This is a genomic window from Dactylosporangium thailandense (assembly GCF_059739745.1).
In genome coordinates this window covers 3785556-3807303 of sequence record NZ_AP029195.1, presented here as the reverse complement: position 1 = coordinate 3807303, position 21748 = coordinate 3785556, and the positions used below count along the sequence as shown (strand labels likewise).

Annotated in this window: 15 protein-coding genes; 8 read left to right on the top strand and 7 right to left on the bottom strand. The window is 75.1% G+C overall.

The genetic code is table 11. From position 1 onward, the window contains the following. The first annotated feature begins 73 nt into the window (after positions 1–73). From AC6JBM_RS17110 to AC6JBM_RS17085, 6 genes are all read left to right on the top strand, one after another. A complete protein-coding gene (locus AC6JBM_RS17110) occupies positions 74–3004 on the top strand; it encodes a condensation domain-containing protein (RefSeq protein ID WP_497984578.1) in 2931 nt (976 codons plus the stop codon). After that, on the top strand, positions 3001–4218 hold the full coding sequence (locus AC6JBM_RS17105; protein WP_497984577.1) for an AMP-binding protein: 1218 nt from the start codon (positions 3001–3003) through the stop codon (positions 4216–4218). The genes AC6JBM_RS17110 and AC6JBM_RS17105 overlap by 4 nt, the downstream gene beginning before the upstream one ends. After that, positions 4202–5344 (top strand): 3-dehydroquinate synthase family protein, encoded by a 1143-nt coding sequence (locus AC6JBM_RS17100; RefSeq protein ID WP_497984576.1) that lies wholly within the window; start codon positions 4202–4204, stop codon positions 5342–5344. Before AC6JBM_RS17105 ends, AC6JBM_RS17100 begins: the two co-directional genes overlap by 17 nt. Continuing rightward, entirely contained in the window at positions 5341–6378 is a 1038-nt protein-coding gene (locus AC6JBM_RS17095) for a glycosyltransferase family 2 protein (protein WP_497984575.1), read from the top strand. Before AC6JBM_RS17100 ends, AC6JBM_RS17095 begins: the two co-directional genes overlap by 4 nt. Positions 6379–6382: 4 nt before the next feature. After that, the gene (locus tag AC6JBM_RS17090; protein WP_497984574.1) at positions 6383–11617 is read left to right on the top strand and encodes a non-ribosomal peptide synthetase/MFS transporter; all 5235 of its coding nucleotides are present in this window, start codon (positions 6383–6385) and stop codon (positions 11615–11617) included. 126 nt (positions 11618–11743) lie between these two features. Next, a complete protein-coding gene (locus tag AC6JBM_RS17085) occupies positions 11744–12547 on the top strand; it encodes an SGNH/GDSL hydrolase family protein (RefSeq protein WP_497984573.1) in 804 nt (267 codons plus the stop codon). Here AC6JBM_RS17085 and AC6JBM_RS17080 read toward each other — a convergent pair. From AC6JBM_RS17080 to AC6JBM_RS17070, 3 genes are read right to left on the bottom strand one after another with little or no spacing between them, the layout of a single operon-like run. Continuing rightward, on the bottom strand, positions 12517–13593 hold the full coding sequence (locus tag AC6JBM_RS17080; RefSeq protein WP_497984572.1) for a cytochrome P450: 1077 nt from the start codon (positions 13591–13593) through the stop codon (positions 12517–12519). The genes AC6JBM_RS17085 and AC6JBM_RS17080 overlap by 31 nt on opposite strands. Further along, positions 13590–14687, bottom strand: a complete 1098-nt coding sequence (locus tag AC6JBM_RS17075) for an AAA family ATPase (RefSeq protein ID WP_497984571.1) — start codon at positions 14685–14687, stop codon at positions 13590–13592. Before AC6JBM_RS17075 ends, AC6JBM_RS17080 begins: the two co-directional genes overlap by 4 nt. A 44-nt stretch (positions 14688–14731) precedes the next feature. Continuing rightward, entirely contained in the window at positions 14732–15325 is a 594-nt protein-coding gene (locus AC6JBM_RS17070) for an NADPH-dependent FMN reductase (protein WP_497984570.1), read from the bottom strand. Between the two features lie 113 nt (positions 15326–15438). On the opposite strand from AC6JBM_RS17070, the gene AC6JBM_RS17065 reads away from it, so the two are divergent. Beyond that, complete coding sequence (locus tag AC6JBM_RS17065; protein ID WP_497984569.1) at positions 15439–17688, top strand: DUF8189 domain-containing protein; 2250 nt, start codon at positions 15439–15441, stop codon at positions 17686–17688. A 1-nt stretch (position 17689) separates the two neighbouring features. Here AC6JBM_RS17065 and AC6JBM_RS17060 read toward each other — a convergent pair whose 3' ends face one another. From AC6JBM_RS17060 to AC6JBM_RS17045, 4 genes are all read right to left on the bottom strand, one after another. Continuing rightward, positions 17690–18955 carry a hypothetical protein gene (locus tag AC6JBM_RS17060; RefSeq protein ID WP_497984568.1) on the bottom strand — a complete coding sequence of 422 codons (1266 nt, stop codon included), beginning with the start codon at positions 18953–18955 and terminating at the stop codon, positions 17690–17692. Continuing rightward, positions 18952–19473 carry a SigE family RNA polymerase sigma factor gene (locus AC6JBM_RS17055; RefSeq protein ID WP_497984567.1) on the bottom strand — a complete coding sequence of 174 codons (522 nt, stop codon included), beginning with the start codon at positions 19471–19473 and terminating at the stop codon, positions 18952–18954. Before AC6JBM_RS17055 ends, AC6JBM_RS17060 begins: the two co-directional genes overlap by 4 nt. A gap of 62 nt (positions 19474–19535) precedes the next feature. Continuing rightward, on the bottom strand, positions 19536–20714 hold the full coding sequence (locus AC6JBM_RS17050; RefSeq protein WP_497986479.1) for an acyltransferase family protein: 1179 nt from the start codon (positions 20712–20714) through the stop codon (positions 19536–19538). Between the two features lie 114 nt (positions 20715–20828). After that, the gene (locus tag AC6JBM_RS17045) at positions 20829–21251 is read right to left on the bottom strand and encodes a MarR family winged helix-turn-helix transcriptional regulator (RefSeq protein ID WP_497984566.1); all 423 of its coding nucleotides are present in this window, start codon (positions 21249–21251) and stop codon (positions 20829–20831) included. Positions 21252–21334: 83 nt separating this feature from the next. Here AC6JBM_RS17045 and AC6JBM_RS17040 point away from each other — a divergent pair, with 83 nt between their 5' ends. Further along, positions 21335–21715, top strand: coding sequence for a MarR family winged helix-turn-helix transcriptional regulator (locus tag AC6JBM_RS17040; RefSeq protein ID WP_497984565.1), 381 nt, complete (start codon positions 21335–21337; stop codon positions 21713–21715). Positions 21716–21748: the final 33 nt, after the last annotated feature.

The following is a 21748-nucleotide window of genomic DNA, read 5'->3' as shown; positions in this document are numbered from 1 at the left end:
GAAGCGGAGTGGCCGCTCATCAGCAGCACAGTTCCGGCTCATGCCGGCGCCGTAGCGAAGCGGAGGCGTCGGCATGAGGGCGCCGGTCACGCCGGGCCAGCAGCGCCTGTGGTTCCTCGCGCAGGTCGACCCGGACGCGCTGGACTGGCACATCCCGCTGGCCTACCGGCTGCGCGGCCCGCTCGACGCCGCCGCCCTGGCCGCGGCGCTCGGCGACGTCGTGGCCCGCCACGGCGCGCTGCGCACCCGGTTCCCGCTCGACGGCGCGGCCCCGGTGCAGGAGGTGCTGGACGACTGGCGCCCCGAGGTGCCGATCGTGGACGCGACCCCTGAGACGGCCGCGAGCGCCGTCGCCGCGCTGGCGAACACCCCGTTCGACCTGACCGCCGCGCCGCCCCTGCGGGCCGCGATCCTGCGCATCGCCCCGGACGAGCACGTCTTCGCGCTGGTCCTGCACCACATCCTCGCCGACGCGTGGTCGATCGGCGTGCTCCGCGACGAGCTGGCCAAGGCCTACGCCGGGCGGCCGGGCGAGCTGCCCGTCCTCGCGACGCAGTACGCCGACCTCGCCCGGCAGCCGCGCCCGGACGGCGCCGAGGCCCTTGCGTACTGGACCGGGCAGCTCGCGGGCGCGCCGGTGCTGGAGCTGCCCACGGACCGGCCACGCCCGGCCCGCCGCGGCACCGACGGCACCTTCGACGGCTTCGAGCTCGGCCCCGGCCGGGCCGCCGACCTGCGCACCCTCGGGCGGGCCGGCCGCACGACGCCGTTCATGACGCTGCTGGCCGCCTACCTCGCGCTGCTCGGCCTCGCCACCGGCCAGGACGACATCAGCGTCGGCACCCCGGTCAGCGGCCGCGACCGCACCGACGCCGAGCCGCTCATCGGCTACTTCCTCGACACCGTCGTCATCCGCGGCGACCTGTCCGGCGACCCGACCTTCCGCGAGCTGCTCGGCCGGGTGCGGGCGACGGCCCTGGAGGCGTACCAGCACCGCGACGTGCCCTTCGAGGAGCTGATCGCGCGCCTCGACGTGCGCCGCGACCCGGGCCGCACCCCGCTCTTCGACACCATGCTCATCGTCCACGGCGGGGCCGAGGAGCACGGGCTCGCACTGCCCGGGATCACGGCCGAGCACGTCGACCCGGGCCACCGCGCGGTGAAGTTCGACCTCACCCTGGAGTGCTTCGCGGGCGGCGGCGGCCTCAAGGTGGTGGCCCAGGCCCGGCGCGACCTGTTCGACCCGGCAAGCGTCGCCGCGCTGGTCGGACGGCTCGGCGAGCTGCTCCGGCTGGCCGCCCAGGACCCGGACGCGCGCCTGAGCACCCTCTTCGCCCGGCTGGCCGAGCCCTGGGCGTGCGCGCCGGCCGTCCCGCGCCAGCATCCGCTCGACCTCATCGACCTCACCTCGCACGCCCCGGCGATCGTGCACGGCGACGCCACGGTGTCCTACGCCGAGCTGGGCGCCCTCGCCGCGCGAGCGCAGGCCGGCGAGGGACTGGTGCCCGTGCGGCTCCCGCCCGGCGTCGACCTCGTCGCGGCCCTCCTCGGCGCCTGGCGGGCCGGCGCGGGCTACCTGCCGCTCGACCCCGAGGCCCCGCCGCGCCGCACGGCCGAGCTGATCCGCGACAGCGAGACCTGGACCGTGCCCGCCGGGGCGCTGGCCTACGCCATGTTCACGTCGGGCTCCACCGGGCGGCCCAAGGCCGTCGCCGTGCCGCCGACCGCGCTCGCCGTCCGGGTGCGCTGGATGCGCGAGCGCTACGGGCTCACCCCGCACGACCGGGTGCTGCAGTTCGCGTCGCCGTCCTTCGACACGTTCGGCGAGGAGGTGTACCCGTGCCTGGCCGCCGGCGCCACCCTCGTCATCCCCACCGGCGACCGGGCCGCGCTCCCGGACTTCCTCGCCACCCCGGCCGGCCGGAGCATCACCGTGCTCGACCTGCCCACGTCCTACTGGCACGAGCTGTGCGCCGACCCGGCCGCCGTCGCCTGGCCGCCCGGCCTGCGCCTGCTCGTCCTCGGCGGCGAGCAGGTCCGCCCGGACGCGCTCGCCCGCTGGTTCGCCCACGTCGGGGAGGGCGTCGAGGTGCTCAACACCTACGGCCCGACCGAGGCGACGATCATCGCCACCGCCGCCCGCCTCACACCGGCGGACACCCGCGGCCGCCCGCCGATCGGGCACCCCATCGGCGACACCTGCGTCCACGTCGTCGGCCTCGGCGGCGGACCCGTGCCCGACGGCGTGGCGGGCGAGCTGGTGATCGGCGGCCCCGGCGTCGCCGACGGGTACCTCGGCCGCCCCGACCTCACCGCGGAGCGGTTCGTGGCCGGGCACTACCGCACCGGGGACCGGGCCCGCCGCCGCGCCGACGGCGCCCTGGAGTTCCTGGGCCGGCTCGACGAGCAGCTCAAGGTCCGCGGCTACCGCATCGAGCCCGGCGAGGTGGAGGCCGCGCTGCTGACCCACCCGGCGATTGGCCACGCGGTCGTCACCGCCGACGGCGACGGGCGGCTCGTCGCCCACCTGGTGCCCGCCCCCGGCTCGGCGGTCCCCGGCCCCGGCGCGCTGCGGGCGCACCTGGGCGAGCTGCTGCCGCCGCACCTGCACCCGCGCGCCTACGCGACCCTCGACCGGCTGCCGATGACCCGCAACGGCAAGGTCGACCGCTCGGCGCTGCCGCCCGTGGCCGTCGCCGCGGGGGAGGGGCGTGCGCCGGACAGCGACGGCGAGCGGCTGGTCGCGGACGTCTGGCAGGAGGTGCTCGGGGTCACCGGCATCCGGGCCGACGACGACTTCTTCGACCTCGGCGGCCACTCGCTGCTGGCGGTGCGGGTCGCCGGGCGGCTGCGGGCGGGCGTCGGCGTGGAGGTACCGCTGCGGACGATCTTCCGCGAGACCACCGTCGCCGCGCTGGCCGCGGCCGTCGAGGACCTGCTCCTGGCCGAGATCGACGCGCTCGACGACGCCGAGGTCCAGCGCCTGCTGCGGGACCCGGCATGACCGCCGTCATCGACGCGGTCACCGGCGTGGAGCTGTCCGGCGACCGGCTGGCCGCCGCGATCGCGGCCGCGGCCGGGCGGCTGCCGGACACGGGCGTCGTGGTGTGCCCGCTGCGCCCCGAGATGGACGCGGTGCTGCGCTACCTCGGGGCGCTGAGCACGGGCCGGCCCGCGCTCGTGTGCGACCCGGACGCGGCCGGGGCGCTGACGGCCCGGTTCGGCTCCGCGGTGGACGTGCATCCGGACCTGGCGCTGATGCTGGCGACGTCCGGCTCGACCGGGCAGCCGCGGCTCGTGCGCCACCGCGCCGCCGCGGTCGCCGCGGCCGCCACCGCGATCGTCAAGGCGCTGCGCATCGGGGCCGAGGACGTCGCGGTGACCAGCCTGCCGCTGTTCCACACGCTCGGGCTCAGCGTCCTGCACAGCCACCTACTCGCGGGCGCCACCGTGGTCCTCGAGCCCCGCGGGGTCCTCGACGCCGGCTTCTGGGCGAGCGTCGAGCGGCACCGGGTCACCGCGATCACCGGGGTGCCGCACACGTTCGAGCTGCTCGCCCGGCTGCCGTGGGAGCCGGCCCGGACCCCGCACGTGCGCAGCCTCGCGGTGTCGGGCGGGCGGCTGCGCGACGCGCTCGTGCGGCGCTTCGCGGCCGTGCCCGGCGTCGCCTTCTACTCGATGTACGGCCAGACCGAGGCCGGCTCCCGGATCTGCGTCCTGCCGCCGGAGCACCTGCCCGCGAAAACCGGCTGCGTCGGGCCGCCCGTCGACGGGATGGAGCTGGCGATCGCGGCCGGCGGCGAGGTGGTGTGCCGCTCGGAGACGGTGATGCTCGGCTACGCGGACACCGCGGCCGACCTGGCCCGCGGGGACGACTGCGGCGGGGTGCTGCCCACCGGGGACCGCGGCCGCCTCGACGCCGACGGGCACCTGTGGCTGACGGGGCGGCTCGGGCGCGTCGGGAAGGCGTACGGCATCCGGGTCGACCTCGACGCCGTCGAGCACGTCGCCGGCGCGCTCGCCCCGGCCGCGGCCCTGGCCGGCGACGACCGGGTCCTCGTGTGGTGCGAGGGCCTGCCCGCCGCGCGGGCGCGCGAGGTGGCCGCGCTCGTCGGGCGCCAGCTCGGCATCCACCGCACCGCGGTGCTGGTGACCGCGATCGACCGGCTGCCGCGCCGGGCCAACGGGAAGGTGAACTACGATGCGCTCCCCGTATGAGGAGCTGGGGCTCGCGTTCGGCGACGCGACCGTGCCGTACCTCTACGGCACCGGCTGTACCCCCGCGCTCGCCGAGGCGATCGCCGACCGGCTCGGCGACGCCGACGCGATCCTGTTCGTCGCCGACGACGGGGTGCGCGGGCACGCGGACGCGGTCGTCGCCGGGCTCCGCCGCCGGGTGCGGGTCGAGCCGGTGACCGTCGAGGCGGCCGAGCGGCACAAGACCCTGCCGACCGTGCACCACCTGCTCGAGACGGCGGTGGCCCGCGGCCTGACCCGCCGCTCCGCCGTCGTCGCGATGGGCGGCGGCACCGTCGGCAACATCGCCGGGCTCGCGGCGGCGCTGCTGTTCCGCGGTACCCGCCTGGTGCACCTGCCGACCACGCCGGTCGCGGCCTTCGACGCCACCGTCTCGCTCAAGCAGGGCGTGAACCTCAGCGCCGGCAAGAACCTCGCCGGCACCTACTTCGTGCCCGCGCTCATCGCGTGCGACCTCGCGTGGCTGTCCACGGTGCCGCGGCACGACCTGCTCACCGGGCTCGCCGAGATGGTCAAGAACGTGCTCGTGGCCGCGCCCGGGCTGGAGCCCAGGCTCGTGCCGGCCCTCGAGGACCCGGGCGTGGCCCTGCCTTCGCTGCTGGAGATCGGCGTGGTGGCCAAGGCGCCGTTCGTCGCCGCCGATCCGCGGGAGCGGGGCGGGGCGCTCATCTTCGAGTACGGCCACACCGCCGGCCACGCCATCGAGTTCGTCAGCGGCGGCGAGATCCGCCACGGCGAGGCGGTCGCCTGGGGCATGCTCGTCGCGGCCGAGGTCGCCCGGCGCCGCCACGGCCTCGCCGCCGACGACGTCGCCGCCCACCACCGCCTCGTCGCCCGCCTCGACCTGCCCGACGCGGCCGCGCGCCTCGGCGGGCTCGACCGGGCCGCGATGCGCGCCGCGCTCGCCTCCGACAACAAGCGCGGCTACGGCCCGTGCGCCCCCGGCGAGGTGCTCATGGTGCTGCTCGACACCGTCGGCCGCGCGCTGCCGGGCCCGCCCGGCGGGCCGCCGCTCGTCCCCGTCCCGGTCGAGGCCGTCATGGAGGCCTTCGAGACCGTGGCCCTGAACGCCCTGGAGGCCGTGTGAGCGACCAAGGACTGTCCGTCGTCATCCCGGTCAAGGGCCGGGTGCCGCAGATGCGCCGGCTCCTGGAGAGCCTCCGCGCGTCGATCGAGGCGTGCGAGGAGCCGGTCGAGGTCCTCGTCGTCGACGACTCCGAGCCCGCCGACGCCCGGGCCCACCAGGAGCACTGCGCCGCCTTCGCCGCCCGCTACCTGCGCGGCCCCCGGCACGTGGGCGCCAAGCGCAACGACGGCGTGCGGGCCGCGGCCTACGACCTGATCCTGTTCATCGACTCCGACTGCCTCGCCACTCCGCAGCTGCTGCGGCGGCACGCGCAGACCCTGCGCGGCGCGGACGAGAGCGTCGGCGCGGTCGCCGGCCCGACGTTCGTGCAGGGCGTCGACAACGCGATGTTCCGGATCATGTCCCGCTCCCGGCTGCTGAACTCCGCGTTCGAGTGGCCGGCCCAGGCCCGCCAGGTCGGCTGGGCGACGACCTGCAACCTGGCCGTGCGCCGCGACGCGTTCGAGGCCGTCGGGGGCTTCGCCGAGCGGCCGCTGACCGTCGTCGGCGGCGAGGACGTCGACCTCGGCCTGCGGCTCACCGAGGCCGGGCACCGGATCGTCTGCGACCGCGAGGCCGTGGTGGTGCACGACAAGAGCAGCATCGAGTCGCTCGGGACGGTGTGCCGGCGCCTGATCACGTACGGCCGGTCCGGCCAGTGGCTCCTCGACGTCCACGCGGGCCGGGGCCGGCCGAAGCTGAACCGGGTGAGCACGCTGTCGGCGACCGCCGTCGCCGGGCCGCTGCTGCTACCCGCGGTCGCGGCGGTGCTGCTCGCGGCCGACGCCCGGCAGCGCCTCGGCGACGACGCGCCCACGCTGCGCTCGCTGGCCGAGTCGATCGCCTGCGCCGGGCTCGACTGGTGCTTCGACCTCGGCGAGTTCATCGCCGCCTGGCAGCTGGGCCGCCCCGACCGGCTGTTCACCGGCTTCGGCTGGACCGACGACCCCGCGTTCGTCTGGGACCGCGAGCCGGCCCAGCGGTACGGCGGCTGAGCGCGTGGGCCACCAGGGACAGCTCGCCGCGGTCACCGGCGCCCCCTCCACCGACCTCGCCGCCGCCCGGGCCGAGCTGCTGCGCCGCCGGCTCGCCACCCGCCGCGCCGACACCGTCCCGCGCCGCGCCGACGACGCCCGCCCGCCGCTGTCCTTCGCGCAGGAGCGGCTGTGGTTCATGGACCAGCTGGCCCCCGGCACCTCCGCGTACACCGTCCCGATCGCGTCCCGCCTGACCGGCCCGCTCGACGCCGACCGGCTCCGGGCCGCCCTCGACGCGGTCGCGGCCCGGCACGAGACCCTGCGCACCCGCTTCGGCACCGACGCCGACGGCCGCCCGGAGGCGCACGTCGAGGAGCGGGTGAGCGTCCCGCTGGAGACGTTCGCCGCGCCCGGGGAGGCCGCCGCGCGCGAGATCGTCGCCGAGTTCGGCGCGCGCCCGTTCGACCTGGGCACCGGCCCGCTCGTGCGCGCCGCCCTGGTCCGGCTCGCCGGCGACGAGCACGTGCTGAGCGTGGTCATGCACCACATCGGCTCCGACGGCTGGTCCATCGACGTGTTCCTCAAGGACCTGCTGCGCGCCTACGCCGGCCGGCCGCTCGACCCGCTGCCGGTGCGCTACGGCGACTTCGCCGCCTGGCAGCGGGACCGCTACACCGGCGAGCGCCTCGAACGCGACCTCGCCTACTGGCACGGCCGCCTCGCCGGGGTGCCGCCGCTGGACCTGCCCACCGACCGGCCGCGCCCGCCCGAGCAGACCTTCCACGGCGCCGGGCACGCGCTGAGCTTCGGCGACGACCTCGCCCACGCCGTCGCCGGCCTCGCCCGCCGCTTCGGCGCCACCCCGTACATGACGCTGCTGGCCGCGTACCAGACGCTGCTGTCGCGCTACTCCCGCCAGGACGACTTCGCCGTCGGCTCCACCGTCGCCGGGCGCACCCGGCCCGAGCTCGAGGGCGTCGTGGGCCTCTTCGCCAACGTCCTCGCGCTGCGCGCCGACCTGTCGGGCGACCCGACGTTCGCCGAGCTGCTCGTGCGGGTCCGCGACGGCGTGCTGGACGCGTTCGACCACCAGGAGACGCCCTTCGACCGGGTCGTCGCCCACCTGCGCGGGCCGCGCGACGTGTCCCGCTCGCCGGTGTTCCAGGCGACGTTCACGATGCTCAACTACGGCCGCGGCGGCCTGCCCGAGGCCGGGCCGCGCGTCGAGCCGTTCCCGATCGACGCCCGGCAGACCCGGTTCGACCTGGAGCTGTACCTGTTCGACCCCGACGCCGGCGAGCTGCCCGGCTTCTTCACCTACAACACCGACCTCTTCGCGCCCGCGACCGTCGAGCGCATGGCCGGGCACCTGGAGCGCATCCTGCGCGCCGTGACCGCCGACCCGGACCAGCGCGTCAGCCGCATCCCCATGCTCGGCCCGGACGAGCGCGCGTTCGTCATGGACACCGTCAACGACTCCACCGTGAACATCGGCCCCGCCCGCACCCTGCACGAGCTCATCGCGCGGCAGGCGCGCCGGACCCCCGAGGCGCCCGCCGTCGTCTTCGAAGGGCAGCGGATGTCGTACGGCGAGCTGGAGGCGAGGGCCGCCGCGCTCGCGGACCGCCTGCGCTCAGCCGGCGCCGGCCCCGGCCGCACCGTGGGCGTGCATCTGGAGCGCGGGCCGGAGCTGGTCGTGGCCCTCCTCGGTGTGCTGAAGTCCGGCGCCGCCTATGTGCCGCTCGACGCGGACAACCCGCCGGAGCGCACGGCCTTCATGGTGTCCGACGCCGCCCCGGTGGCCGTCGTGTCCGAGGGCTCGGTCGAGGTCCGGGAGGGAGCGCCGCTACCGCGGGACGACGTCGCCTACGTCATCTACACGTCCGGCTCCACCGGCCGGCCCAAGGGCGTGCCCACCACCCACCGCGCGATCCACAACCGCCTCGACTGGATGCAGCGCGCCTTCGGCCTCGGCCCCGGCGACGCCGTGCTGCAGAAGACCCCGATCGGCTTCGACGTGTCCGTGTGGGAGCTGTTCTGGCCGCTCATCACCGGCGCCCGGCTGGTGCTGGCCCGCCCCGGCGGCCACCGTGACGCCGCCTACCTGCGCGACCTGATCGCCGCCGAGGGCATCACGACCGTCCACTTCGTCCCGTCGATGCTCGCGATGTTCCTCGCCGAGGACGGGATCGAGGCGTGCACGAGCCTGCGGCGGGTCATCGCCAGCGGCGAGGCGCTGCCGGTCGACCTGGCCCGGGCCGCGCTCGAGCGCCTCGGCTGCGCGGTCCACAACCTCTACGGCCCGACCGAGGCCGCGATCGACGTCAGCTGGTGGGAGTGCACGGCGGCGGGCCTCGCCGGACGGGCGCGCGTGCCGATCGGTCGGCCGATCCAGAACATCCGGCTGTACGTCCTGGACCCCGCGGGCGCGCCGGTGCCCGTCGGGGTCCCCGGCGAGCTGCACATCGCGGGTGTCGGGGTGGCCGCCGGGTACCTCAACCGGCCCGAGCTGACCGCCGAGCGCTTCCGCGACGGGATGTACGCCACCGGCGACCTCGTGCTGCGCAACCCGGACGGCACGCTGGAGTACCTCGGCCGCCTCGACGACCAGGTGAAGCTGCGCGGGATGCGGATCGAGCCGGGCGAGATCGCGGCGGTCCTGCGCGCCCGGCCCGGCGTGCGGGACGCGGCCGTGGTCGTGCGCGAGGACCGGCCGGGGGATCAGCGCCTGGTCGCCTACGTCGTCGGGGCGGACTTCGGCGACCTGCGCGCCGCGCTCAAGCGGGTGCTCCCGGACGCGATGGTGCCGGCGGCGTACGTCACCCTGCCCGAGCTGCCCGTGACCGCCAACGGCAAGCTCGACCGCCGCGCCCTGCCCCCGCCCGCGGCGGCGGAGCGGGCGTTCGCCGAGCCCTCGACCCCGACCGAGGTCGCCGTCGCCGCGGTGTGGGCCGCCGTGCTCGGCCTGCCCCGCGTCGGCGCCGACGACGACTTCTTCGACCTCGGCGGGCACTCGCTGCTCGCCACCCAGGTCGTGGCCAAGCTCCGCAAGGTCCTGCCGGCCTCGGTCCCGGGCTCGGTGAGCGTCATGGACCTGTTCAAGCACCCGACCGTGCGCGGGCTCGCCGCCCTCGTCGACACCCCGGCCGAGCGGCGCGGACCCCGCCGGCTCCTGCACGAGCTCACGAAGCCGATCCCCGAGGGCCACCCGGAGCTGACCCTCGTCTGCATGCCGTACGGCGGCGGCAGCGCCATCGTCTACCAGCCGCTCGCCGACGCCCTCCCGCCCCGCCACGCCCTGCTCGCGCTGGCCGTCCCCGGCAACGACATCGGCCTGGAGGAGCGGCGGGAGGCGTTCGACACCCTGGTCACCGCCACCACCGCCGAGATCCTCGAGCGCGTCGAGGGCCCGGTCGCCGTCTACGGCCACTGCGGCCTCGGCGGCGCCCTGGCCGTCGCGGTCGCCTGCGCCCTGGAGGCCGCGGGCCGCCCGGTGCAGACGCTGTTCACCGGCGCCATCTTCCCGTTCGCCCGGCCCCGTGGCCGGTTCGTCACGCTGCTCAACCGGTTCGAGCGCCTGCGCAGCGACCGCGCCTACGCCAACTGGCTCACCTCCATCGGCCTCGACCTCAGCGACTTCGGCGAGGACCAGATCCGCTCCATGGTCCGCGGGATGCGCCGCGACACCGAGGCGGCCGAGGAGTTCTTCACCGAGCTCTACCGGACCGGCGCCACCCGCCTGCGGGCCCCCGTCGTGTCGATCGTCGGCGAGCGCGACGACGAGACCATGTACCACCAGGAGCGCTTCCGCGAGTGGCACTTCCTGTCCGACCGGACCGCCCTGTACGTGCTGGACGAGGCGGGCCACTACTTCCTGAAGTGGCGCGCGGCCGAGCTGGCCGCCGTGCTGACCGCGCGCCTGCCGTTCGAGGCCGGCACCGAGCACGCCGCGGACACCTGGCGCCTGGCCGCCGTCTCCACCGGCGAGCGCGGCGCCGGCCCGGAGCCGAGCATGCGCCGCTTCCTCGGCGTGGCCGCGAGCCAGCTGGTGTCGATGACCGGCACGGCCATGACCGAGTTCGCCGTCCCGGTCTGGATCTACCTGCACACCCACTCGCTGCTCAAGCTCGCCCTGTTCTCGACGATCGCGCTGGTCCCCGGCATGCTGGTGCTCCCGGTCGCGGGCGCCCTGGTGGACCGCCACAGCCGCCGGGCGGTGATGCTCGCCAGTGACGCCGCCGCCCTGGCGACCCAGGGCGTGTTCCTGGCGCTGCTGCTCACCGACCGCCTGCGGATCGGGCACATCTACGCCCTGCTGGCCGCCCTGTCGATCGCCCTGACCTTCCAGCGCCTCGCGTACAACTCGGCGGTGCCCCAGCTGGTGCCGAAGCGGTACCTGGGCCACGCCAACGGCATGGTCCAGGTCGGCGCGGGCATCGCCCAGTTCCTCGTGCCCGTGGCCGCCGTCGGGGTCATGGCCGCCATCGGCCTGGACGGCATCCTCGCGCTCGACGTCGGCTCCTACGCGGTCGCCGTCCTGGTGCTGGCCTGCGTGCGGTTCCCGGCCCTGATGGGCTACCGCCGCCGCGAGCCCATGGGCCAGGAGATCCGCAGCGGGTTCCGCTACGCCATGGGCACGCCGGGCTTCCGTGCCATGCTGCTGTTCTTCGCGGTCTCGAACCTGTTCCTGGGCCCGGTCCTGGTCCTGGTCCAGCCCCTGGTGCTGAGCGTCGGCGGGCTGCGCGCGGTGACCCAGGTGGCGGTGGCGGGCGGCGCCGGCGTCGTGGCCGGCGGCCTGCTCATGGCCCTCTGGGGCGGCCCGGCCCGGCGCCGCATGCGGGGCGTCCTGCTGTCCGCGCTGACGTTCGCCGCGTTCGCCGCGCTGGCGGGGGTGTCCCGCTCGATCCCGGTCATCGCCGCGGGGGTCTTCGGCATGTTCGCGGCCCTGACGGTGATGAACGCCGTCTACGCCACGATCGTGCAGGTGAAGGTGCCGCCCCGCGCCCACGGCCGGGTGTTCGCGGTGAACACGGTCTTCGCGTTCGGCACGCTGCCGATCGGCTTCATGCTGATCGGGCCCGGGGTGTCCGCCGCGATCGGCCTGGCCCCGACGTACCTGCTCTTCGGCGCGGCCATCGCGGCGATCGCCCTGGCCGCGATGTGGTACCGCCCGCTGGCCCGCTTCGACACCGACGTGCCCGACACCGAGCCGGAGGACCTGATCGGCCTGGCGGAGCTCGAACGCCGCGCGCGGTGAAGGGGCGCGGCCGGGGCGTTGCGGCATTTGTGCGTTTGACCGATTGGCGAAAGACGATCTTCACGCGGACATACATAGCTTGATATCAATCTCCGGACTACGCTCCTCATCCCCTGGGAGTACGAAGTGCGGAGATCCCGTCTCGTTTCCATCGTCATCAGCGCGGCCGCCGGGTTCGGCGTCGTGCTCGCCATCGCCGCCCCCGCCAACGCGGCCGCGACCGACCGGTACGTCGCCCTGGGCGACTCCTACGCCTCCGGCGTCGGGGCCGACAGCTACACCGCCGAGAGCGGCTCCTGCCAGCGCAGCACCAACGCCTACCCCGCCCTCTACAACGCCAACGTCAAGCCCGCCGCCTACAAGTCGGTCGCCTGCTCGGGCGCGACCACCGCCGACGTCATCAACAGCCAAGTGTCGGCGCTGGCGTCCAGCACCACCCTCGTGAGCGTCACCGTCGGCGGCAACGACATCGGCTTCACCAGCATCATGACCACCTGCGTGCTGCAGGGCGAGGCGGACTGCGTCGCCGCCGTGTCGGCCGCGGAGACCAGGGTTCGCAACGAGCTGCCCGGCAAGCTGGGCAACGTCTACAAGGCGATCAAGGCCAAGGCCCCCTCGGCGCGGGTCGTGGTCGTCGGATACCCGGTGTTCTACCAGCTCGGCACGATCTGCGTCGGGCTCAGCGCGACCTCCCGGGCGAAGATCAACGAGGGCATCAACCTGCTCGACGACACCACGAAGACGGCGGCCACCGCGGCCGGCTTCAAGTTCGCCGACGTGCGCTCCGCGTTCGTCGGGCACCAGCTGTGCAGCTACGGCGACAAGTGGCTGCACGCGCTCAACTACGTCAACCTCACCGTCTCGTACCACCCGACGGCCGCCGGCCAGTCCGGCGGGTACTACCCGGTGTTCCGCTCCACGGCCGGCTGAGCGACCAGCAGCCGCTTCGGGGCGTGGATGATCGGGTCGTGGTCCCGCCACGGCGGGTCGGGCTCGGTGAGCTCCAGCCTCGGGAAGGCGTCGAGCAGGGCCGTCAGCGCCGCACGGGCGGTCTGGCGGCTCAGCTCGGCGCCGGGGCAGTAGTGCCGGCCCAGGCCGAAGGACAGGTGCGGGTTCGGGCTGCGGGCCGGGTCGAAGCGGTCCGGGTCCGGGAAGCGCGCGGGGTCGCGGTTCGCCGCGGCCGTCATGGCCACCAGGTCGGCGCCCGCCGGCAGCGCCCGGCCGGCCAGCTCGACCGCGCGGGTCGTGCGGCGCAGGACGCCCAGGACCGGCGGGGCGAACCGCGCGCCCTCCTCGACCGCGGCGGCCGCCGGGGCCGGCCACGAGCCGGTGCTGAGCATCGCGTGCAGGGTGTTCACGATCAGGTTCTGGGTCGTCTCGACGCCGGCGAACAGCAGCATCGCGCTGTGCGCGGGCACGTGCGGGTCGGAGTCGCCCCAGGCCGCCCGCAGCGCGGACGGGATCGGCGCCGCGGGCGAGAACGACTCCGGGGTCAGCCCGGCGATCGCCCGCAGGCCGGCCCGCCGGGCGCCGGGGTCGCGGGCGTACGCGCCCGCGTGCTCCAGGACCCGGGCGCGGGCCAGGAACGCGTCCGTCGCCTCGCCTGGCGCGCACAGCAGGCCGGCGACGACCCGGGCCGCGAGCGGGTGCGCGAAGTCCGCGAGGGCGTCGAACGAGGGGCCGGGCAGGTCCGCCAGCAGCCGCCGGGCCAGCGCGGCGATGGGCTCGGCCAGGGGCGCGATCGCGCTCGGGGCCAGGGCGCGGGCGACCGGCCCTCGCCGCGCCGTGTGATCCGGCGGGTCCAGGAAGAACAGCCAGCGCGCGGACCAGGCGGCGAAGCCGGCGAGCAGGTCCCGGTCGGCGGCGGGGACCGGCGGGGCCACGGCCGACGAGAACGTGACCGGGTCGCGCAGCACCGCGGCCACCTCGGCGTAGCCGGTCAGCACGAACCGGCGCAGCCGCGGGTCCCAGGTCATGCCCGGCGCGGGGCCAGCAGGTCGCGCACCGCCTCCACGGCCCTCGCGTAGCGCGCGGGGAAGTCGCCTTCGAGCAGCACGTACGGGCGGCCCAGGCGGATCAGCTCGCGCTCGGCGGCGGCGTGGAAGTCGCGGCGCTCGGCGGGGGCGTTGTGCCGTTCGTCGCCCACGTACGGCACGTCCGGAGCGCACAGGAGGTACAGATGCTGGGTCTGGCGCTCTGCCGCCTCGACCAGCCAGGGCGGTGCGGCGCCGAACAGCCGCTCGCTCCACAGCCGCGCGGAGAGCAGGTCCGTGTCGCAGAACAGCGCGACCCGGGACCGGCGGGCGATCGCCTCCTCGGCGGCGCGCTGGCCGTGCGCGGCGAGGGCGAGGTCGGCGGGGCCGAAGTCGGGGCCCAGGGCGCGCAGGCGCTCGGGCAGCCACACGGTGTCGAACTGCCGCGCGAGGTCCCGGGCCAGAGTCGTCTTGCCGGTGGACTCGGCGCCGATGAGGCAGACCCGGCGGGTGTACCAGGCCCTGACCGGCGGCGGCAGGTAGCGCTCGTAGTCCCATGGCCCGTTGCGCACCGCCGTGCCGGAGACCGGGACGGCCAGGCGGTCGACGCCGACGAACCGGGCCCCGAGCCGCGCCGCGAACCCGGGGCCCCAGGGCTCGGCGCTGAACAGGTAGTCCGGCTGGACCTCGGCCAGAATCCGCGGCACCCACTCGTCCTGCTCGCCGTCGACCGCGGTGACGGGCAGGCCCGGGAACAGCTCGAGCATCCACTCCCGGCGCACCTCCCACGGGATCGGGTCGTCGGGCGCGACCCGCGCGAAGATGTGCACGCGTTCGGCGTGGGCGCGGGCGAACTCGACGAGGTACCGATGGCCCTCGTGCACCGGCAGGAACCGGCCCAGCACGACGCCGGTGCGAGACCGCGGCCCGGGCTCGGGGCCGAAGCTCTCCGGCGTGAACCCGGCCCGGCGCCGCTCGCGGGCGAGCTCGGCGACGGCGTCGAGCTCCTCCTCGGTCGGCCCCGGCTCGGGCTCGTCGTAGTACACGAAGCTCCCGCCGTACCACGCGATCGGTGACGGGCTCTCGGCGACGGTCACCCTCGCAGGATACGGAGGATCGACGGGGATGCTCGACGGGGGAATCAGGCCGGGTAGGGCGCCGCGGCCCGGGCCGTGCGCAGGGCGCCCGCCCACCAGGCGAGCTGGTCCAGCAGCGTCTTGGCGTAGCCGGCCGCCTCGGCGTCGAGGGGCTCGCCGTCGCGCCAGTTGTGGTAGTACGCCGGGAAGGCCAGCCCGTCGCGGATCGTCACCGCGTGCAGCTCGGTGAGCACGTTCTCCAGGTGCAGCACCGCGTGCCGGCCGCCCGCCGCCCCGCCGTAGCTCACGAACGCGACCGGCTTCGCGGTCCAGTGGGTGAAGTGCCAGTCGATCGCGGCCTTCAGGGCGGCCGGGTAGCTGTGGTTGTACTCCGGCGTCACGATCACGAACGCGTCGGCCCGCTCGAGCGCGGCCGTCAGCGGCGCCATCCCGGCCGGGCGTGGATACTGCTCGCCGGCGTATTTCGGCGGTACGGCCGGCAGCCCGAGCGGCAGCTCGACGTCGGCGAGATCGGCCACCTCCACGTCGAACGCGCCGTGCGCGCGGGCCCGGGCCGCGACCCACTCGGCGGCCGTGGGCCCGAAGCGGCCCTCCCGGACGCTGCCGACGATGATCAGAAGCTGATGCGCGTTGGTCATGCCACCACCGTCGCCGGTCGCGTGAGGCGCATCCAGACCGCCGTGAGAGTGGTACCGCCGGTGCTCTGCTACTGTCACGCAGAGTAGTCATACAGTGTCACGGGGTGATGGCGATGATCGGCAGAATCGGCGTTCTCGCGGCGGTGCTGGTGGCCGTGGGCGGGATCGGAGCGTCGGCGAGCGCGGCCGCGGCCGAGGGGGTCGTGCACGGCGACGCGTCGGCGGAGTCGCACGGGTACGTCGTCATGCTCAAGGACACCGCGGGCGCCCAGGGCGCCGGGAACCCCGCGGACCTCGTGGCCCAGCGCGCCACGGCCCTCGCCCAGCGCTTCGGGGGGACGGTGCACGAGCGGTACAGCAGCGCCGTCAAGGGCTTCGCCATCGACGGCCTCGACGAGACCCGCGCGCGGCAGCTCGCCGCCGCCCCCGAGGTCGAGCGCGTCGAGCGCAACGTGCTGACGCGGCGCTCGACCCGCCCTGACGTGGCGCCGCGCGGCACGCAGAGCGGGCCGACGTGGGCCCTCGACCGCATCGACCACCACGAGCGCAGCATCGACGGGTACTTCGACTACCCGAACACCGCCCAGGACGTCAACACGTACCTGCTCGACGGCGGCATCCGCATCAGCCACAACGACCTCGGCGGCCGGGCCGGCTACGGCCGCAACTTCGTGGACCGGGTCACGAACCCGTCCAGCAGCCCGGCCAACGTCGACAACAGCAACGACCCGGCCGACGCCAACGACTGCGAGGGCTACGGCACCTGGTCCGCCGGGGCCGTCGCCGGCACCACGTACGGCGTCGCCAAGCAGGCCAAGCCGGTCGCCGTGCGGGTGTTCGACTGCGGCGGCCGCGGCTACGTCTCCGAGACCGTGGCCGGCATCGACTGGGTGACCGCCTACGCCCAGCGCCCGGCCGTCGCGGAGCTGGACGGGTTCTACGGCAAGACGATCATCATCGACGCGGCCGTACGCCGCTCGATCGCGTCCGGCCTGACCTGGGTGATCCCGGCCGGGGACTTCAACGACTACGGCGACGACGCGTGCTACTTCTCGCCGACCGGGATCACCGAGGCGATCGTCGTGTCCTCCTCGACGTACTACGACGACCCCGATTACTACGCCAACTACGGCCCGTGCGTCGACACGTACGCACCCGGCGAGGACGTGCCCGGGATCTGGAAGGACTCGGACCTGGCGCTGAAGACCATGAGCGGCAGCTCGATGGCGGCCGCGTACGTCGTCGGCGCGGCCGCGCTCATCCTGCAGGCGCACCCCGCGTACACCCCGGCGCAGGTGCGCAACGCGCTGGTCCAGGACTCGACGGTCGGCGCGCTGCGGATGGCGGCGATGCCCGCCTACTACTCCGCGGCCTCCCCGAACCGGCTGCTCTACGTGCGCCAGGGCGAGCCGTCGCGGCCGGTCGGGAAGCTGCAGAGCCTCTACAACCCGCGCTACGGCACGACCGAGGTCTACGCGCGCTCCGACAACAGCGACCACCTCATGTACGCGTACTGGTCCGGCGACTGGTCGGGCTGGATGGACCTCGGCGGCACGATCCAGGGCGACCCGGCGGTGCTGTACAACCCGAGGTTCGGCACGACCGAGGCGTATGCGCGGCTGTCGAACAACCACCTCGGCTACCGCTACTTCTCCGGCGGCTGGTCGCCGTGGATCGACCTCGGCGGCAGTCTCGCGGGGAACCCGGCGGTCATCTACAACCCGAAGTTCGGCACGACCGAGGTGTACGCCCGCACCTCCACGAACTCGCTCGCCTACGTGTACTACGCCGGCGGCTGGTCGGACTGGACGGATCTGGGCGGGACGCTCACGGCCGACCCGGGGGTGCTCTACAACCCGAAGTTCGGCACCACCGAGGCGTACGCGGTCACCGGCAGCGGCCTCGCCTACGTCTACTACCTCGGCGGCTGGTCCGGCTGGACCGGGCTCGGCGGCTCGGTGCAGGGGACGCCGGCGGTGCTGTACAACCCGAAGTACGGGACCACGGAGGTGTACCTGCGTACGTCGGGCAACCAGCTGTCCTACGTCTACTACCTCGGCGGCTGGAGCGGCTGGACCGGCCTCGGCGGCGCCCTGGACCAGGATCCTGGCGTCGTCTACAACCGGTCCTCGGGCACCACCGAGGTCTACGTGCACACGCCGTCGAACCAGCTGCGGTACGTGTACTACCTGGGCGGCTGGTCCGGGTGGAACGACCTCGGCGGCGCCACCGCGGGCAGCCCCTCGGTGCTGTACAACCCGCGGTTCGGCACCACCGAGGCGTACACCCTGGCCCAGGACGGGCACGGGTACTACAAGTACTACGCCGGCGGCTGGTCGGACTACGTCGACATCACGGCCTGAGTCAGCAGGTCCACCTGACGATCGCGTACGGGCCGTGGTCGCCGTCGCGCATGGTGGCCACGACCGTCCGGCCGTCCGCGGAGATGTCGGCGTAGTACACGAGCCCGGCGGCCGCGGCGGGCAGCGGGAGCGGCGTGACGGTACCGTCGCTCCACACGGCCGGCTGGTAGTCCTTCGTGTCGCGGACGCCGACGGCCCGACCGGTCTCGCTGAGCGCCACGGCCGTGAACGGGCCCATGGCGTCGGCCGTGCCCGTGCGCATGTTCCAGCGCACGCTCGGCTGGCCGACCTGCCCGTACTCGGCCGGCAGCGCGTGCCCGCGCAGCGCCAGGTCGGGCCCGACGTAGCCGGTTCCGATGACCCAGTCGCCCGCGATCAGCCTCGGCTCCCCGGTCGGCGCGTCGAGCAGCGTGCCCCCGCCGTCGAAGTTCCACCGGTAGGCCGCCGGGGTGCGACCCCCGTCGGCGGCCGGCGGCAGGTACACGTGGCCGACCATGACGCCGTCGCCGTTCATCGCGCTCGGGCGGGGCACGTCGGGGAACTCCCACTTCAGCTCGGGCGGCGTGACCAGCGGGACCGGGGCTCCCGCGCCCGGCCACAGCACCGGGATCGTCCCCTGGTGGCCGTCGAGCTCGACGGTGCCGAGCAGGTTGCCGTGCGCGTCCAGGTCCGTGACCTCGCTGGAGACGGCGTCGTTCGGCAGCTGCAGCCGGACGACCTTGCCGCCCCGGAAGAGGGCCGCGGCCTTGCGGTGGTCGGCGAGGTTCTCGTAGCCGCCGATGGTGCCCTGCGCGTCGACGGCGGCCGGCACGAAGTTCCGGGCGGCCGGCGGGCTGCTGACCTTGCCGTCGTGCCAGATCAGCGGGCCGAGCTTCGAGGAGCCGACGATCCACTGCCCGCTCGGGTCGATCGCCCGCAGCACGCGGCCGTCGGGCGTGGTGCCGGCCAGCTCCGGCAGTGCCTGCGCCGTGCACGACAGGGGTGCCCCGGGCTTCGTGACCGCGGGCGGCCAGGCCCGGGCCGTCCCGCTCACGGACGGGTTTCCCGACGGTGGTACCGCCGGCAGACCGCGATCCGGCCGGCGCGACGGCAGCGCGAACGCCACGCCCGCCAGCACGAGCAGCGCGGCGACCCCGGCGACGACGGCCACCCGGGTCCGGCCCCGGCGGATGCGGGCCCTCGCGGCGTCGAGGACGTCGTCGGCGCTCATCCGGGTCGGGGTGACGTCCTGCCCGGCGTACGACTGCAGCACTTCCTCGGGGCTCACGCTGACCTCCTCGCCGGCAGCTCGGCGCGCGACGACGCCTCGAACAGTTCCCGCAGCGTGCGCAGCGCCACCGACGTCTGCGCCTTGATCGTGCCCTCGGAGCGGCCGAGCACCTGCGCGACGTCGGCGACCGACATGTCGCACAGGAACCGCAGCGCCACGACGAGCCGCTGCCGCTCGGGCAGCCGGCGCAGCGCCTGGCGCACCGCGAGCCGGTCGTCGACCGCCCCCGTCGCGGCGTCGACCTCCCGGTCCGGCGGCGACCCGCGCAGGAACACCCTCGCCCACGGCCGCCGCTGATCGGACAGGCACGCGCGCACGACCATCGAGTGCACGTACGCGTCGAGGTTGGCCACGTCACCCCGCTTGGACCAGCGCTTGTAGAGCGTGGTCAGCGCGTTCTGCACCGCGTCCTCGGCGCGGTCGCGGTCCCCGAGCACCAGCACCGCGACGCGGTGCAGCCTGGGCAGCTGGGCCCGCACGTACTCGACGTACTCCCGCTCATCGTCGACCCGCACCCGCGCCGTCTCCCCTCCGTGGGCATGTCCGCCCAGTAGACGCGCGCGGCGGCCGGCGGGGTTTAGCGCATTCCCGGCCGATTGTCGCCGACGCCCGGCGGACCGGCGGGCGGGCCCGACGACTGCGCCACCGGGGCCCGGCCCGGCGCCGCGGCGGCGTGGGCGGGTGCTCGGTGACCGGCGGCGGTGCGCTGGACCGGCAGCAGCGCCGGGCGGCGGCGCGCGGCGAGGTCCTCCACCGGCCCCAGCACCAGCACCGGCACGCAGAGCAGCGCGAGGGCCACGGCGAAGTACCCCAGCTGGGTGGCGGGCCCGAGCTGCCACACGTGCAGCCGGTCACCGACCCAGAAGCACAGCGCGATGGCGATGTTGTGCCAGAGGTAGATCGTCACCGCCCGGGCGTTGAGCAGGGTGACCGCCCGGTCCAGCAGCGGGACCCGCCGCAGCCATCGCATCGCCGGGGCGGCCCGCAGCAGCAGGATCGCGAAGCCGAGGGAGTAGAGCCCCTGCGCGAGCGGGATGTCGTTGAGGTTGCCGGTGCCGTCCTCGGCCGGGTGGGTGAACGCCCAGGCGGCTCCGGCCGCGATGCAGCCGCCGGCCGATGCGGCCAGCGCCGCCGGGTGCAGGCGCCGCAGCGCGCCGGTGCGGTGCGCGAAGCCGGCCATCCAGCACGACCCGAACGTGGCCACGTCGACCACCACGGCCCCGGCCCGCCAGCCGAGCAGGTCCAGCCCGGCGTGCCCGGGCGCCAGCTGGGTGGCGGCCAGCACCGCCAGCGGCAGCACCGTCGCGACGACCGGCAGCCGGCGGAACAGCCGCCAGGCCAGGGGCGAGAGCAGGACCAGCCACAGGTACGTCACCAGGTACCACAGCACCACGGTCGCGTCGCCGGCCCAGGCGCTGCCGGGCGGGTCGGCGAGGGGCACGAGCCAGAACACCAGCAGGCGCAGGTCGCGGCCGTTCGGGTCGGCCGTCGTCCAGCCGTGCCACAGCATCACCGGCACGACGAACGCCGCCAGCACCCACAGGGCGGGCAGCAGCCGCCGGACGCGGCCGGTCACCGCCCGCACCGCCGAGCGCTGCAGCGACGCGGCCATGAGGGAGCCGCCCAGGGCGAACATGACCCCCATCGCCGGGAACGCCCAGCTGAGCCACACCACGCTGAACATGTGGAACACCACGACCCGGACGATCGCGACAGCGCGCAGCACGTCCAGATAGCGATCACGACCGGCAGGCATCGTCACAGACGACATGGTGGCCGCCGTCCGGTGCGCTCGCGGGCGCTTCGCCCAGACCTGGCCGACCCGCTTACCCCGGACGTGGACGCCGCGGCCCCTCGCCGCGCCCGGATGCTATCCGTGTGGCCGGACGATCGCGGTCAGTAGCCGGACGAGCTCGGCCCGCTCGGCCGGGCTCAGCGGGGCCAGGACGTCGTCCTCGGCCTCGGCCAGCAGGCCGTCCAGGGTCGCCAGCTGCCGGCGGCCGCGGGCGGTGAGCGTGATGACGTTCTGGCGGCGGTCGGCCGGGTTCGGCGCCCGCTCGACCTGCCCGCGCCCGGCCAGCTCGTTGACGACCGCGACGATGTCGCTGCGGAAGATGCCGGTGCGCTCGCTGAGCTGGGCCTGGCTGGCGGGGCCGGACTCGTCCAGCGTGGCGAGCACGGCGAAGTGCCACTTGCGCGCGTCCGCCGTCGCCAGGCCCTCGGTGACCCGCCGGTCGGACTGCATCGCGGCCAGCGACAGCAGCCGGGTCGGCAGGGAGCTCAGCCGTCTCACCATCGCACTCTACCACTTGCGTTAGTGCGACTAACGGTCTACCGTCTGCGTTAGTCGCACTAACGATTTACGGAGGGGTTCCCATGGACTTCGGCACGCAGCTGATCGGCCGCACCGAGAAGGCGCTCAACGCGATCCTCGAGCGGCTCCTGGCCGGTCCCGGCCTGACCGAGCGGCAGTGGGTCGCGCTGGCCCTGACCATCGGCGGCGGCTCGATCCCCGCCGCCCTGCACATCGACGCGGCCTCGGCCGAGCGGCTGGTGGCGGAGCTCGCCGAACGCGGCCTGGTCGACGCCGGCGGCGCGGCGACCGGGCGCGGCCACGAGGTGTTCCGCGAGGTCCGCGCGGCCGTCCTCGACGTCACCCACCGGCTCTGGGGCGACCTGCCCGAGGCCGACCTCGCCGTCGCCGGCCGGGTGCTCGACACGGTGCTGGCCCGCGCGAACGCCCTGCTGCCGGCCTGACCCCGCGACCGGCTGCCGGAGTCGTTCCGGCGA